Here is a 14,438-nt window from a genome sequence, read left to right as displayed (position 1 = left end):
AGTTCCCACGCGGGCCTTGTCCTTCGGCCCGCGCACGGCTAACTCGCTGCTCCGGCTGGGAGCAGGAAGCCAGGGAGAGCGCCATGCAGGTCATCAGTGTGAAGAAGGCCCTCGCGGGTGCGGTGAGCGCGGGGGACAAGGTGGAAGTGCGGGGCTGGGTGCGCACGCGCCGGGACTCGAAGGCGGGCATCAGCTTCGTCAACGTGAGCGATGGCTCGTGCTTCGATCCCATTCAGGTCGTCGCCCCCAACACGCTGCCCAACTACGAGAAGGAGGTGCTCCACCTCACCACGGGCGCCTCCGTCATCTGCCGGGGCACCCTCGTGCAGTCCCAGGGCAAGGGGCAGGCTTTCGAAGTCCAGGCCGACGAGGTGCAGGTGCTGGGGCTGGTGGACGACCCGGACACCTACCCCATCCAGCCCAAGCAGCACACGCTGGAGTTCCTGCGCGAGGTGGCCCACCTGCGCGTGCGCACCAACACCTTCAGCTCCATCACCCGCGTGCGCCACTCGGCGATGCAGGCCATCCACCGCTTCTTCCACGAGGAGGGCTTCTTCTGGGTGAACACCCCCATCATCACCGCCAGCGACGCGGAGGGCGCCGGGCAGATGTTCCGCGTCTCCACGCTGGATGCCCTCAACCCGCCCCGCACGCCCGAGGGCAAGGTGGACTGGCACAAGGACTTCTTCGGCAAGGAGGCCTACCTCACCGTCTCCGGCCAGCTCAACGTGGAGGCGTACTGCCTGGCCATGTCCAAGGTGTACACCTTCGGCCCCACCTTCCGGGCGGAGAACTCCAACACCACGCGCCACCTGGCCGAGTTCTGGATGATCGAGCCGGAGATCGCCTTCGCCAACCTGAACGACGACGCGGCGCTCGCCGAGCGCTTCCTCAAGTACGTCTTCCAGGCGGTGCTCAATGAGTGCGCCCCGGACATGAAGTTCTTCGAGGAGCGCGTGCAGAAGGGCGTCACCGAGCGGCTGGAGAAGTTCATCAACTCCAGCTTCGAGCGCATCGACTACACGGACGCCATCACCATCCTGAAGAACGCCAAGAAGAAGAAGTTCGAGTACACGCCCGAGTGGGGCAATGACTTGCAGACCGAGCACGAGCGCTACCTCACCGAGGAGCACGTGGGCAGGCCTGTGGTCGTCATGAACTACCCGGAGAAAATCAAGGCCTTCTACATGCGCATCAACGAGGACGGGAAGACCGTCGCGGCGATGGACGTGCTGGCCCCGGGCATCGGCGAAATCATCGGCGGCAGCCAGCGAGAGGAGCGCCTGGACGTGCTCGACCAACGCATGGTGCAGTTCGGCCTCAAGCCCGAGAGCTACCAGTGGTACCGCGACCTGCGGCGCTACGGCACCGTGCCCCACGCAGGCTTCGGCCTCGGCTTCGAGCGCCTCATCGTCTACCTGTGCGGCCTGCAGAACATCCGCGACGCCATCCCCTACCCGCGCGTGCCGGGCTGGGCGCAGTTCTAAGCTCCGGAGCCAGAAACACGACGGCCCGGCGTACCCAAGAGGTACACCGGGCCGCGGTGCTGCCGGCGCTTCGGGCGAAGTGCCTTACGCCTTGGCGAGCTGGCGCAGCACGTACTGCAGGATGCCGCCGTGGCGGTAGTAGTCGAGCTCGTTGGGCGTGTCGATGCGGCACAGCGCCTTGAACTCCTTCGTGCCGCCCTCACCCTCGGCCTTCACCGTGAGCATCTTCTGGGGCGCCAGGCCCTCGGAGACGCCGGTGATGGTGAACTTCTCGTGGCCGGTGAGCCCCAGGGACTGCGCGTCCTGGCCCGCCTCGAACTGCAGCGGCAGCACGCCCATGCCCACCAGGTTCGAGCGGTGGATGCGCTCGAAGCTCTTGGCGATGACGGCCTTCACGCCCAGGAGCTGCGTGCCCTTGGCCGCCCAGTCACGGCTGGAGCCCGTGCCGTACTCGGCGCCGGCGAGCACCACCAGCGGCGTGCCCTCCTGCTGGTACTTCATGGAGGCGTCGTAGATGGTCGTCTTCTCACGCGTGGGGATGTGCACCGTCACGCCACCCTCCACCCCGGGAACCAGCAGGTTCTTCAGGCGGATGTTGGCGAAGGTGCCGCGCACCATCACCTCGTGGTTGCCGCGGCGCGCGCCGTAGGAGTTGAAGTCCTTGGGCTCCACGCCCTCGGCCATGAGGTACTTGGCCGCCGGGCTGTTCTTGGCGATGTTGCCCGCGGGCGAGATGTGGTCCGTCGTCACCGAGTCGCCCAGCACCGCCAGCACGTGCGCGCCGTGGATGTCCTTGAGCGCGGCCGGCTCCTTGGGCAGGTTCTCGAAGAAGGGCGGCTTGCGCACGTAGGTGGACTTCGGCTCCCACTGGAACGTGTTGCCCTTGTTCACCTGGAGCTGCTGCCAGAGCGTGTCGCCCTCCATGGCGTGGGCGTACTGGGTGCGGAACTGCTCGGGCTTCACCGCGGTGCGGATGACCTCGCGGATCTCCTCGTCCGAGGGCCAGATGTCCTTGAGGAACACCGGCTTGCCGTTGCGGTCATGGCCCACCGGCTCCGTGTCCAGGTTCCGGTTCACGTCGCCCGCCAGCGCGTACGCCACCACGAGCGGCGGCGAGGCCAGGTAGTTCATGCGCACGTGCGGGTTGATGCGGCCCTCGAAGTTGCGGTTGCCCGAGAGCACCGCGGCCACCACGAGGTCGCCCTCCGTCACGGCGTTGGCCACAGGCTCCGTCAGGGGGCCGGAGTTGCCGATGCACGTGGTGCACCCGTAGCCCACCACGTGGAAGCCCACGCCCTCCAGGTACGGCAGGAGGCCCGCCTCCTTGAGGTACTCGGTCACCACGCGGCTGCCCGGCGCCAGGCTCGTCTTCACCCAGGGCTTGGAGGTCAGGCCGCGCTCCACGGCCTTCTTCGCCAGGAGGCCCGCGCCCACCAGCACCGCCGGGTTGGAGGTGTTGGTGCACGAGGTGATGGCGGCGATGACCACCGCGCCGTGGCCCATCTTGTAGCTCTCGCTGCCCGCCGTCACGGTGGAGGTCTGCTGCAGGCGCTCCGGGGGCACGGCCGCCGCGGGGGCCTTCTTGCCGCCGCCCTCGTCGTCCTCGCCCTTGCTCTTGCCGGCCGCCAGCATCTCCACGAGCGCCTTCTCGTAGGCGCCCTTCATGTCCTTGAGGGGCACGCGGTCCTGGGGCCGCTTGGGGCCCGCCAGGCTCGGCACCACCGTGGCCAGGTCCAGCTCCAGCGTGTCGCTGAAGACGGGGTCCTGCGCGCTGTCCAGCCGGAACAGCCCCTGCTCCCGGCAGTAGGCCTCGGTGAGCGCCACCACCTCGTCCGGACGGCCGGTGAAGCGCAGGTACGCCAGGCTCTCCTCGTCCACCGGGAAGAAGCCGATGGTGGCCCCGTACTCGGGCGCCATGTTGGCGATGGTGGCGCGGTCCGGCAGCGACAGGTTCTTCACGCCGTTGCCGTAGAACTCGACGAACTTGCCCACCACGCCCTTCTTGCGGAGCATCTGGGTGACGGTGAGCACCAGGTCCGTGGCGGTGGCGCCCGCGGGCAGCTGGCCCGTCAGCTTGAAGCCCACCACCTGCGGAATGAGCATCGTGATGGGCTGGCCCAGCAGCGCCGCCTCGGCCTCGATGCCGCCCACGCCCCAGCCCACCACGCCGATGCCGTTGATCATCGTCGTGTGGCTGTCGGTGCCCACGAGCGTGTCGGGGCACACCACGTTGCCCTGGCGGAACGTCACCTGGGCCAGGTACTCCAGGTTCACCTGGTGGCAGATGCCGATGTCCGGCGGCACCACGCCGAAGTTCTTGAACGCGTTGGAGCCCCAGCGCAGGAAGGCATAGCGCTCCCGGTTGCGCTCGAACTCCAGCTCCGCGTTCTCCTTATAGGAGGCCGTGGTGGCGAAGGAGTCCACCTGCACGGAGTGGTCGATGACCAGGTCCGCGGGGTTGCGGGGATTGATTTTCGCCGGGTCGCCGCCCATGGACGCCAGCGCCTCGCGCATGGCCGCCAGGTCCACCACCGCGGGCACGCCCGTGAAGTCCTGCAAGAGCACGCGCGCCGGGTGGAAGGAGATCTCCGTGTCGGGCGTGGCCTTGGGGTCCCACGCCAGCATCTTCTCCACGTGCTCCTTCTTCACCACGCGCCCGTCCTCGTGGCGCAGCAGGTTCTCCAGCAGCACCTTGAGGGAGAGGGGCAGCCGGCTGACCGCCGGGTTCTTCTGGGCCAGCTTGCCCAAGCTGTAGAAGTCGTAGGTCTTGGAGCCCACTTTGAGCTGGCTCTTCGTGCCGAAACTGTCCGTCATGTCCGTTCGCCGTCCTTCCCCATGAGGGTGCGCGAGGTGTCTTCTAGGCCCACACCTTGCGGCTTGCAAAGGGTTCCTGTGCCCGCTTCCAGGAGCGGACGCATGCCCGCAGCCCCCCCGGGTGTCAGGCTTAAGGGACTCATAATGCCGGACACCGGCCGGTGCCGACGTTTACCTACAAGATCGACGCCAAGGGGTGTGCACGGGTAGATGCACCGGATGCCCACCCGATTGCTGCCCCTTGGACTGCTGTGGATGCTCGTGGCGTGCGGTGACTCCGGAACGCCTCCGCCGGAGGGCCCGGACACGCCCCTTCCCCCCGAGCCCGAGCGGGTGACGGTGGGCCATGCGCGCGAGCTGCGCGGCGTGTGGGTCTCCACGGTGCTGCGGCTCGATTGGCCTCCCGCCGAGGGGATGACGCCCGAGGCCGGGCGGGCCTCGCTCGATTCGTTGGTGGACGAAATGGCTGGGCTGGGGCTCAACGCCCTCTTCTTCCAGGTCCGCCCGGAGTCCGACGCGCTCTATGCCTCCACGCTGGAGCCCTGGAGCCGCTTCCTGTCCGGCACGCAGGGCACGGATCCGGGGTGGGATCCGCTGGAGCACCTGGTGAATGCCGCGCACGCGCGGGGCCTGGAGGTCCATGCCTGGGTGAACCCCTACCGGGCGTTGATGTCCACCACCGTGGTGGCCGCGCCGGACCATGTCTCCCAGCGGCTGCCCGCCGCGGCGGTGACGTACAACAAGGCGGTGGTGATGAACCCGGGCGAGCCCGAGGTCCGCCAGCACGTGAAGGCCGTGGTGAAGGATCTGCTCGGCCGCTACGACGTCGATGGGCTCATCTTCGATGACTACTTCTACCCGTACCCCGATGCCCAGCAGACGCCCTTCCCCGACACCGCGACGTACGAGCGCTACCGGGCCACGGGGGGCACGCTGGAGAAGGGCGACTGGCGGCGGGAGAACGTCAACGTGCTCATCCGCGAGGTGATGGCCACCATCGTCTCGGAGCACCCCCATGTGCGCTTTGGCGTCTCGCCCTTCGGCATCTGGAAGAGCGGCGTGCCCGTGCCCGGCCTGGATGCCTACAGCGCCATCTCCTGCGATGCTGTGACGTGGATGAACCAGGGCTGGGTCGACTACCTGGCCCCCCAGCTCTACTGGCGCGAGACGTCGGCCCAGTCGTACTCGAAGCTGTCCAGCTGGTGGGCCAACGGCCTGGTGGGCGGGCGGCACCTCTTCCCCGCGCACGCGGTGCACCACCTGACGTCCGCGCAGGACTGGCCCCTGGCGGAGCTGGAGGCTCAGGTGGCGTTCACCCGCACCCTGCGGGGCCTGGGTGCGCTGGGCGACATCCACTTCCGGTCGATGTTCCTCTCGAATGATGGCAAGGGCGTGAAGGCCCTCTTCCGCGACACGCTGTATGCGAAGCCCGCCCTGCCCCCCCTGGTGCCCCGCATGGGCGCGGCGCTCATTCCCCCCGAGCCAGTGGTGGCCCAGGAGGGGCTCACCGTGCGGGTGAGCTCGCCCCAGCCGCCCGCGGTGCGCTTCCACCTCCTGTACCGCGAGGCCACCCCCGGCGAGTGGGAGCTCGTGCGGGTGGCGGGCGGCGCCGAGGCCCGCTTCGAGGTCTCCAGCGGCTCGTGGGCCGTCAGCGCCGTGGGCCGGGGCGGGGCGGAGAGCCAGGGCGTGCGATTCACCGTTCCCTAGGCCCAGAGGTCCCGGGCCAGGGAGTCCATCATCGCGGAGGCCACGGCCGGCGGCGGAAGCCCGGCCTCCTCGATGAGCACGGCCTCGGGCGCGGTGGCCATCTCCTCGCGCAGCGCCGCCACGGCCCGGGCCCGCGCCTCGCGCAGGCGCTCCTGCTCGGGGGCGGACAGCTTCGGCTGCACCCAGCGGTCAATGGCCCAGGAGAGCCCCGCGTGCCGCGTCTCGTCCTCGGCGATCTGCGACATCACCTGGCGAATCCCCTCGTCGCGTGCGTGGGCGGCCTGGTGGTGCGCCACCAGCGCGCCGAACGTCTCCCGCACGCAGCCCTCCACCGCGTTGTCCAGGGCCACCTCGAACAGGGAGCGCAAGGGCAGCGCTTCCACCCCGGGCCGCGGGGGCACGGCGCCGAAGAGGCCCGCCAGGCGCTTGGAGACCTCCGTGTGCCGCACTTCCTCGCAAGCGCTCCTCAGTGCCGCCTCCTGGAGGGCTGCATCGGCCCCGTGGAGCGCGAGCTCCTCGCGCAGCCGGAGAAACGCGTGGATGGAGGCTGCCTCCAGGTGGGCGGCCGCCGCGAAGTGGCGGCCCAGCGCGTCCGTGCACGCCACCTCCTCCGCCGTCCGCAGGCCCGCGGGCCGCCGGCCGATCGCGCAGCTGTCGTTCCCCTTCTCGATGACCTTGCGGCTCTCCTCCTTCAGCTCGCCCGAGGGGGAGACCTCTAGGATGAAGCGGGTGACCTTCGTGCCCTCCCCGCAGGCGAAGCCCTGGGTGCCGATGACGCTGAAGCTCCCATCCGCGTTCGTCCGCACCCCGCCGCGCTTCAGGTTTTCGCAGGACAGGTTGTACCCCTCGGCGAAGGCGATCAGCGCCGCCTCCTGCGGGGTGTCCACGGTGCCCAGGAATCCCCGGAGGGACTCCAACGTCGCGTGGGCGGTGACGTCATCCCCTCGCGTCGTCGCCAGGTAGTACTCGCTGCAGATGTCGTAACAGATCCTGTGGAAGCTGCTGGCCGGGGCCAGGCCTTCCAGGGTGCTCTGGCACGCGCTGGGGTTGGATGCCGTCGCGCAAGGCGTCCCCGAGGTGGCCGTGGCCCGGGTATTCACCACCTCGTTCCCGGTGGAGACGCGCGTCCGCAGCTGCACCGCATCCACCGGTGCGGCGGGCGACAGGCCACTCACCGCGAGCCCACCGTCCTCGCACGCGGGCAACGCGTAGCCCGTCAAATCCTCGTCATCCCCACACCCCGCCAAGACCAGGGGGGACACGAGCGACAGACGCAGGGCATTCAGGAAGGCGCGGTACACCGATGACGAATCCATGGCGGGCTCCAGCGTAAAGGGGAGCCCTTGCCCCAGAGCAATGACGGTGCCAAGGCGCCCCTCCCGGAGCGGCGCGCAGCCCCTCCCGGCAAGCACGCCCCCTCCGTCGCGGCCGGCTCAGAAACCTGAGAACGCGCCCGGCTCAGAGCACCTTGCGGAAGAAGTACAGCACCCGCTCCAGCACCTTCTGCCAGAACGGCCGCTGACGGAACTCCGCCAGGCTCACTTCCCGGCAGTTGCCACAGTCGTTGCGGAACGAGTCCTCCAGCGCCTTGCCCAGCCGCGGGTCCGCGAAGACAGCGTTCGCCTCGTGGTTGAAGGCCAGGCTCAGCCGCTCCAGGTTGAAGGAGCCCAGGGTGCCCCATACGCCGTCCACCACCGCCGTCTTGGCGTGCAGCACCCCGCGCTGCCACTCGAAGATGCGGATGCCCGCGCCCAGGAGCTTCTCGTAGAAGGCCCGCGTGGCGTGCTCCAGGAAGGGATGGTCGCTGCGGCCGTTGAGCAGCAGGCTCACCTCCACCCCCCGCTGCGCCGCCTCGCACAGCGCCGCCACCATGCGCCGGTCCGGCACGAAGTACGCTGCGGCAATGAGCACGCTGCGCCGCGCGCGCGCGATGGCATTCAGGTACGCCCGGTGAATGCTCCGGCGGCTGGAGAGCACCGACAGGCACACCTTGCCCGGTGAAGTCCGGGTGCGCCGCCGCGACACGTGGAGCCGGGAGCGGAAGCGCTCGAACCGGTCCTGGAAGGCCATGCGCCAGGTGGCCACGAAGCGCCGCTCCAGCTCATGCACCGCCGGCCCTTCAATCCGCAGCACGTCATCGCGCCACCCGCCCCCCTGCCCCAGGGGCGCCCAGTGCGCGGAGATGTTCACCCCGCCGGTGAAGGCCACCTCGCCGTCCACCACCAGAATCTTCCGGTGGTCCCGGCGCACGAAGTGCCGCAGGCCCCGGCTCAGGCTGAAGGGCTTGAAGGGGCGGATGTCCACGCCCCGCTGGCGCAGCGCCTCGAAGAAGTCCCGGCGGCTCGTCCACGAGCCCACCGCGTCGAAGAGCACCTTGACGTGCACCCCCCGCTCCGCCGCCTCGGCCAGCGCCTGGCCGAACAGCTCGCCCACCGCGTCCGAGATGAACTGGTACGTCTCGAGCCGGATGTAGCGGCGCGCCTGCTGGATGGCCTCCAGCATCGCCGGGTAGGCCTCCACGCCGTCGCGCAGGAGCTGGCAGGAGTTGCCCGGCAGAATGGTGTGGCTGCGGGGCAGGTAGTACCGCGCCAGCAACCGGTTGGGGATGGATGGACTCCAGACCCGGCCGTGCTCCGGCACCGGTCCCGCCCCCCGGTGCACGGGCTCCACCTCCGGCTCCGCCCGCCGCGTCAGCCCCGCCTGCTCCCTCTCCGCCCCCAGCTCACGCATACGGGACAACGGTGAGGACGGTCCGTCAGACCGGCAACCCTCGGTCTCCCCCCGCGTTCACGGGGGGACACTTCACTACAAGTCGTATTCGAGCAGCTTGTTTTCGGACTTGATGGCGCAGGGCTGGTCGAACTCCGGGAAGTACTCCCGGATGTGCTCCAGCGTGTGCTTGGCCGCCTTGTAGTTGCGCTGGTTGTAGTAGCCCTCCGCCTCCAGGAGGAGCTTGGAGCAGGTGCGGTCCAGCGCCTGCTGCGCATCCCCCATGCGGTCGCGGGCCTCGTAATAGAGGTCCGGCTTGGGCTCGGGGTGGGCCTCCAGCATCAGCCACGCCTCGCGGAAGGACTTCCACGCCAGGTACCGGTTGCGGGCGCCCACGTCCGCACGGTCGATGTTCTGCTTGCCGCGTTGATAGGCGTTGCGCGCCTCCAGCACGAGCTGATCCGGAGGCAGCTCGGGCAGCAGGGCCTTCTCCACCCACACGTTCCAGATGCGCCAGGTGTCCTCGCCCGGGGGGTTCTTCGTGTTGTCGAAGGTGAAGCGGTTGATCTCCCCCTTCTTGAGGACGTTGGGGGGAATCATGATCTCCAGCGAGCGGTCCCGGCTGGCCAGGGTGTCCGCGGGCACCTGCCCCACGTCCAGGCCGTTCACCGTCACCACCAGCTCGCCCTGCGAGATGCCCTGCGCCTGGAAGTGCAGGATGACGACCGCGCGCGTGGCGGCCGTGTACTCCCAGGTGAAGGACTTCAGGTCGGGCCGCTCCCACGCCACGTCCGGCCCCAGGCCGAACGAGTCCTCGATGGGCTGGGCGGTCAGGGCCATGGGCTCGGAGGCCCCCGCGTTCGGATTGCGGCCCGAATCGAGCACCAGCCAGTACGCCAGCCCCACCACGCCCAGCCCCAGCATCACCATGCAGGCGATGACGCCGCGGCGGGTCCAGGTGCCCGCTTCGATCCAGAAGATCTTCAGCTGGGCGGCGATGCTTCCGGAGGCCCGCTTGATGCGGGCCCGCTCCGCGGCGGACAGCACCGCCCCGGCCGCAGCACCCCGCGCGGGCGCCGCCCGCTCCACGGACCCGGCGCCACCGGCCCGGCGGGAAGGGGTGGGCGCCGAGGGAGCCGCCCGGTCGAGGGCCCGCGGGGAGCCGCCCGCCGGGGCGCGGGGAGAAGAGGGGCGAATCGCGGGCATCCCCATCCGGGTGGCCGAGCGCTGCATCTTGTCCAGCCGCTCCGGCTGCGCCTCCTCGCCCTCGGGCTTCATCACCTCGCGCTTGCCGCGGCGCTGTTTGACCTCCGCCAGGGAGACGATGCGCGTGCTGGGGTCATCCTGGGGCGGCTCCTCGCCCGCGTCCGTGTTGGGCTCCTCGCCAGGGTCCGACGCGAGCGCCTCGAAGAAGAACACCACCGGCCCCAGGCCGATCTGGTCCCCGTCTGACAGCGGCTGCTTCTTGATGGGCGCCCCGTTCACCTTGGTGCCGTTGGAGCTGCCCATGTCCTCGACGAAGTAGCGCTCTCCCAGACTGAAGATGCGGCAGTGCTTGCGGGAGATCCCCGCGTCATACAAGACCACGTCGCACTCGGGGGTCCGTCCGATCAGCACCTCTTCGTGCTCGAACTGGAACTCCTTGCCCGCGTCCTTGCCCTCGGCAATCTTCAGCTGGAAGCCCATGGAATCTCTAGAATCCTAGCGAGGCCTGGGCGGCCCGGGCAACGGCCGCGCGCGCGGAAGCGGGCTCCAGCACCTCGGCCTCCCCTCCAAACGAGAGGACCCACTGGGTGAGCCACCGCTCGCTGTCCCCTGCCACCCGCACCTCGACGCCCCCGTCGGCCAGCAACCGGGCATCCGAGCCGAAGCGCTCCCGGACGTACGGCGCCACCAGCTTGGAGAAGCGCACCCGGACGCTGGCGTCCGAGCGGGCCGGGTTGGGCACCGCGGCGCGCGCGTCCGCAGGCGGCTGGAAGGGGATGTCCGTGAGCGCCAGGTTCTCCATGCGGTCCAGGCGGAACAGCCGCGCGTCCTGCCGGGTGTGGCAGTAGCCCTGGAGGTACCACTGGCCCCGGTGGCTCAGCAGCTCGTAGGGCCGCACCTTGCGCGGCTCCGAGACCCGCCCCGGGCTGGCGTAATCGAACGTCACCTCCCGCCGCTCCAGGATGGCGCGGGTCAGGGGCCCCAGGGACTGCGGGGCGTCGGTGGAGGCGTCGATCTTCCGGTGCATCTCCCGGTAGCGCTCGCGGGCGCCCGCCGGCAGGATGCGCTCCAGCTTCTGGAGGGCCCCCTCGAGCGCATCGCCTGCGGCCGGGCGCAGCAGCTCCGCCGCGGCGGCCAGGGCCGCGGCCTCGCCCGCGGTCAGCCGGGGCGGCCGGGACAGGCGCTGGTCCAGATCCACGTAGACCCGGTCGTTGTCCACGTAGATGTCCACGTAGTCGTCCGGGTTGAAGGGCGGCCGGCCCACGCACGTGAGCAGGTCCAGCTCCACCAGGAGGTCCTCGCGCTTGACGTTGAGCGCCTTGGACAGGTCGTCCACCGAGACGCCGGGGTGCTTGGAGACGTAAGGCACGAGGAACAACAGGCGGCGGAGCCGCTCATGGACGGTGCTCATCCACTCACCTTCTTCTCGTCGGAGGACGGAGCGTGGCGCTCCAGGATGCGCCGGGCCATCTCGTGCCCCCGGTTGACGGCGGCCTCGGGGGCCTCCACCCGGCAGTCCTGTCCGAGCGCCAGGCAGAAGCGCAGCAGCCCATCCAGGAACGTCACCCCGAGCCGGGCCCGCACCCGCTCGCCCTCGGGCTCCACCGTGGCGCCCGGAAAGAGGCTCGAGACGCGCTGGGCGGCATCCCCGCGCAGGCTCAGCGTCACCTCCATGGGCTCATGGAAGCGGTGCTGCCAGGGGAAGTAGGCCACGTGCGCGTCGAGCGAGAACTCCGCGGGCACCTCGAAGTCCGGCGTGCGGGGCTTGGAGGGGTTCACCTTCAGCTCGCGGATGCGGTGGACGTGGAAGGTGCGCAGCCCCTGGCGCAGGTGGCAGTAGCCCACGAGCGTCCAGACGCCCCGCCGCAGCGCCAAGCCGTACGGATCCACCTTGCGGTCGGTGGCCACGGGCTGCTTGGGCGAGGCGTAGGAGATCTGCACCCACTTGTGCGCGGCGCACGCCTCCCAGAGGTGCTCCAGGCGGGAGGACAGCTCCGCGTCGCCCTGGGCCATGCCCAGTTCCATGCGGACCCGGGGCGTGGGCAGCGCATCCCCCGCGAAGAAGCCGATCTTGCGCAGCGCATGCGCCAGGTCATCGCTGCCCGGGAAGGCGCCCGAGGCCAGCGAGGCGCTGCCCGCGGCGTACAGCACCGCCAGTTCCTCCTTGGTCAGGTCCACCTCGGGCAGGTAGTAGGCGCTCCGGTCGACGAGGTAGCCGTCCTTCCGGTCGTCATCGCCCTGGACGTAGGCGAGCGGCAGCCCCAGCTCGAGCAGCTCCGCCTTGTCGCGCTCGAACTTGCGCTCGGCCGCATCGTCCGAGATGCCGCCGTAGTCCGCGGGGAAGTGCTCGCGCAGCTCCGCCCACGAGATGGGCTCGCGGGCGTCGAGCAGCAAGGCGACGAGATCGAGTAGGCGTTCCGTACGGTCCATGTCAGGAGGCCGGCGACGATGGCGAATGGGGGCACGCGGGGTCAAGGCGGGCATGGTCATGGAAACAAACGAGGGGTGCGGGTACATCCGGATCGGTACCCATCGACACCTGAACAGGCAAGCAGGTAATGCCAGGTGGCCCATTTATTTACACTTGGGCTCCGGCCAAGAGAGCAGGGGGGGACTCGCCCTCGGGGCATTTCTGGGGTATTCCTGGGGTGAAGCGGCCCCAACCTCTCGGGGAGAGAGGGCCGGCCGGCGCCCGGCCAGGCCAACGTGGCGCGAAGATTGCTCTGACAGGGACCCATCGTGAACACCTCCTCCTTCCTCAGAAGTGTCTTCGCGGGACTGGCCCTGGCCGTGCTCACCAGCTTCATGGCGCCCGCCCCCGCCGAGGCCGAGCCGCTCTACTTCGCGCTGGAGGTCCGGCGGGAGGGACGGCTGGTGGCCCAGCCCAAGCTGCTGGGGGAGACGGGCCGCACGCTCCGGGCCGAGCGCCGCAAGCCGGGCGCTCCGCACTCGGACTACCAGCTCATCTTGAAGCCCATGCCCGAGGGGCAGTCCTACCGCCTGGCCCTGGACCTGACGCTGCCGGAGCTGCGCGGGCACTCGGACCTGTCCCTCCTGCACGGTCAGCAGCGGAAGCTCCAGCTGGGCAACGTGCCGGGTGAGCTCGAGGTGTCCCTCCTCCTGATGCGGGTGGATTCCCCCGAGTTCCGGGCGATGATGAACCTCTCGGAGTCCGAGGGCACCATCACCGCCCGGCCCATCTGAGCCCCCGCTGAGGCCCCCAAGGCCGGGCACCCTGCGGCGCCCGCCCTGGCAAAATGCCCCTGTCAGCCTGTCACGCCAAGGTCTGCAGCACCGCCAGATCGTCCCGGTGCACCGCCTCATCGAGGTAGCGGTAGCCCAGCAGGGACTCGATCTCCGTGCTCTTGTGGCCCGCGATGCGGCGCAGCTCGCTGCCCTCGTAGGCGCTGAGCCCCCGGGCGAACGGCGTGCCCTGCTCGTCCACCAGGTCCACCGGGTCTCCCCGGCCAAAGTCCCCTTCCACCTGCTTGATGCCCGAGGGAAGGAGGCTGCGCTTGCTTCCGACGATGGCATCCCGGGCCCCGGCATCCACGACGAGCCGCCCCTTGGGCCGCAGGGCATGGGCGATCCACGCCGTGCGGGCGCTGCGGCGGCTGGAGGCGGCCTCGAAGAGGGTGCCCACGGACTCCCCCGCCAGCACCGCCCGGAGGCGCCCCGGAACGGCGCCCGAGGTGATGACACAGCGGATGCCCCGCTCGGAGGCCCGGGCGGCGGCCCGGACCTTGGTGGACATGCCCCCGGTGCCCACCGTCGAGCCACTGCCGCCCGCCAGCGCCAGCAGCTCCGGCGTCACCGCATCCACCTGCGCCAGCAGCCGGGCCCCGGCGTCCTTGCGCGGGTCGGCCGTGTAGAGCCCCTCCACGTCCGAGAGCACCACCAGCACCTCGGCTTCGACGACACCGGCCACGAGGCTCGCCAGCGTGTCGTTGTCGCCGAACTTCAGCTCGTCCACCGAGACGGTGTCGTTCTCGTTGATGACGGGCACCACCCCGGCCTCCAGCAACCGGTCCAGGGCGTGCTTCACGTTGAGGTAGCGCCGCCGGTCCTGCACGTCCTCGTGCGTCAGAAGAATCTGCGCCACGCGCTTGTCGGCCCGGCCGAAGGCCTCCTCATAGGCCTGCATCAGGCGGCTCTGGCCCACGGCCGCGCAGGCCTGTTTGCCGGGAATATCCTTGGGCCGGGCCGGAAGCCCCAGCCGCTCCACCCCCAGGGCGATGGCGCCGCTGGAGACCACCACCAGCTCCCGGTCCTTCGCCGCCCAGAGCAGGTCCTCGCTCAGCGCCTCGAAGTGGGCGCGGTTGAAGCGCCCCGTGGCGTTCGTCAGCGCGTTCGTGCCGATCTTCACCACCACGCGCCGGGCGGCGCGCACCCCGTCTCGTCCCGAGTCACTCACGGCTCCGAGATTAAGCCGGAAGAGGGCCCGCCCCTCAGGTGTTTCCACTAACCCACCCGGAAGCACGCAAGGCCGTGAAACTGGGCGGGCCAGACCCTAGA

10 protein-coding genes are annotated in these 14,438 nt (G+C 69.9%); 3 read left to right on the top strand and 7 right to left on the bottom strand.

Annotated features, from left to right (window positions below; all coding sequences use genetic code 11):
- The first annotated feature begins 83 nt into the window (after positions 1-83).
- Positions 84-1,487 (top strand): asparagine--tRNA ligase, encoded by a 1,404-nt coding sequence (asnS, locus tag KY661_RS09700; RefSeq protein WP_225409937.1) that lies wholly within the window; start codon positions 84-86, stop codon positions 1,485-1,487.
- 84 nt (positions 1,488-1,571) lie between these two features.
- On the opposite strand, the gene acnA is transcribed toward asnS, so the two are convergent.
- Positions 1,572-4,301: an aconitate hydratase AcnA gene (gene acnA / locus KY661_RS09695; protein WP_225409936.1), complete on the bottom strand. Its 2,730-nt coding sequence runs from the start codon at positions 4,299-4,301 to the stop codon at positions 1,572-1,574.
- 219 nt (positions 4,302-4,520) lie between these two features.
- Here acnA and KY661_RS09690 point away from each other — a divergent pair, with 219 nt between their 5' ends.
- On the top strand, positions 4,521-6,008 hold the full coding sequence (locus KY661_RS09690) for a glycoside hydrolase family 10 protein (protein ID WP_225409935.1): 1,488 nt from the start codon (positions 4,521-4,523) through the stop codon (positions 6,006-6,008).
- Here KY661_RS09690 and KY661_RS09685 read toward each other — a convergent pair.
- The 5 genes from KY661_RS09685 to KY661_RS09665 form a co-directional block, all read right to left on the bottom strand.
- A complete protein-coding gene (locus tag KY661_RS09685; protein ID WP_225409934.1) occupies positions 6,005-7,324 on the bottom strand; it encodes a ferritin-like domain-containing protein in 1,320 nt (439 codons plus the stop codon). The genes KY661_RS09690 and KY661_RS09685 overlap by 4 nt on opposite strands.
- 142 nt (positions 7,325-7,466) lie before the next feature.
- Positions 7,467-8,738 carry a phospholipase D-like domain-containing protein gene (locus KY661_RS09680; protein WP_225410122.1) on the bottom strand — a complete coding sequence of 424 codons (1,272 nt, stop codon included), beginning with the start codon at positions 8,736-8,738 and terminating at the stop codon, positions 7,467-7,469.
- Positions 8,739-8,813: 75 nt separating this feature from the next.
- On the bottom strand, positions 8,814-10,403 hold the full coding sequence (locus tag KY661_RS09675; protein ID WP_225409933.1) for an FHA domain-containing protein: 1,590 nt from the start codon (positions 10,401-10,403) through the stop codon (positions 8,814-8,816).
- 7 nt (positions 10,404-10,410) lie between these two features.
- Positions 10,411-11,334 (bottom strand): WYL domain-containing transcriptional regulator, encoded by a 924-nt coding sequence (locus tag KY661_RS09670; protein WP_075004454.1) that lies wholly within the window; start codon positions 11,332-11,334, stop codon positions 10,411-10,413.
- The gene (locus KY661_RS09665) at positions 11,331-12,353 is read right to left on the bottom strand and encodes a helix-turn-helix transcriptional regulator (protein ID WP_225409932.1); all 1,023 of its coding nucleotides are present in this window, start codon (positions 12,351-12,353) and stop codon (positions 11,331-11,333) included. The genes KY661_RS09670 and KY661_RS09665 overlap by 4 nt, the downstream gene beginning before the upstream one ends.
- Positions 12,354-12,662: 309 nt before the next feature.
- Here KY661_RS09665 and KY661_RS09660 point away from each other — a divergent pair, with 309 nt between their 5' ends.
- Entirely contained in the window at positions 12,663-13,127 is a 465-nt protein-coding gene (locus KY661_RS09660) for a hypothetical protein (RefSeq protein WP_225409931.1), read from the top strand.
- 70 nt (positions 13,128-13,197) lie between these two features.
- Here the strand turns inward: KY661_RS09660 and proB are convergent, their stop codons facing one another.
- A complete protein-coding gene (gene proB / locus KY661_RS09655; protein WP_075004451.1) occupies positions 13,198-14,337 on the bottom strand; it encodes a glutamate 5-kinase in 1,140 nt (379 codons plus the stop codon).
- Positions 14,338-14,438: the final 101 nt, after the last annotated feature.

It is taken from the genome of Allostigmatella hybrida (assembly GCF_020103775.1).
Classification (GTDB): Bacteria; Myxococcota; Myxococcia; order Myxococcales; family Myxococcaceae; genus Hyalangium; species Hyalangium aurantiaca.
Note: the sequence above shows the minus strand (reverse complement) of the source record. Positions and strands in the feature narration are given on the sequence as shown.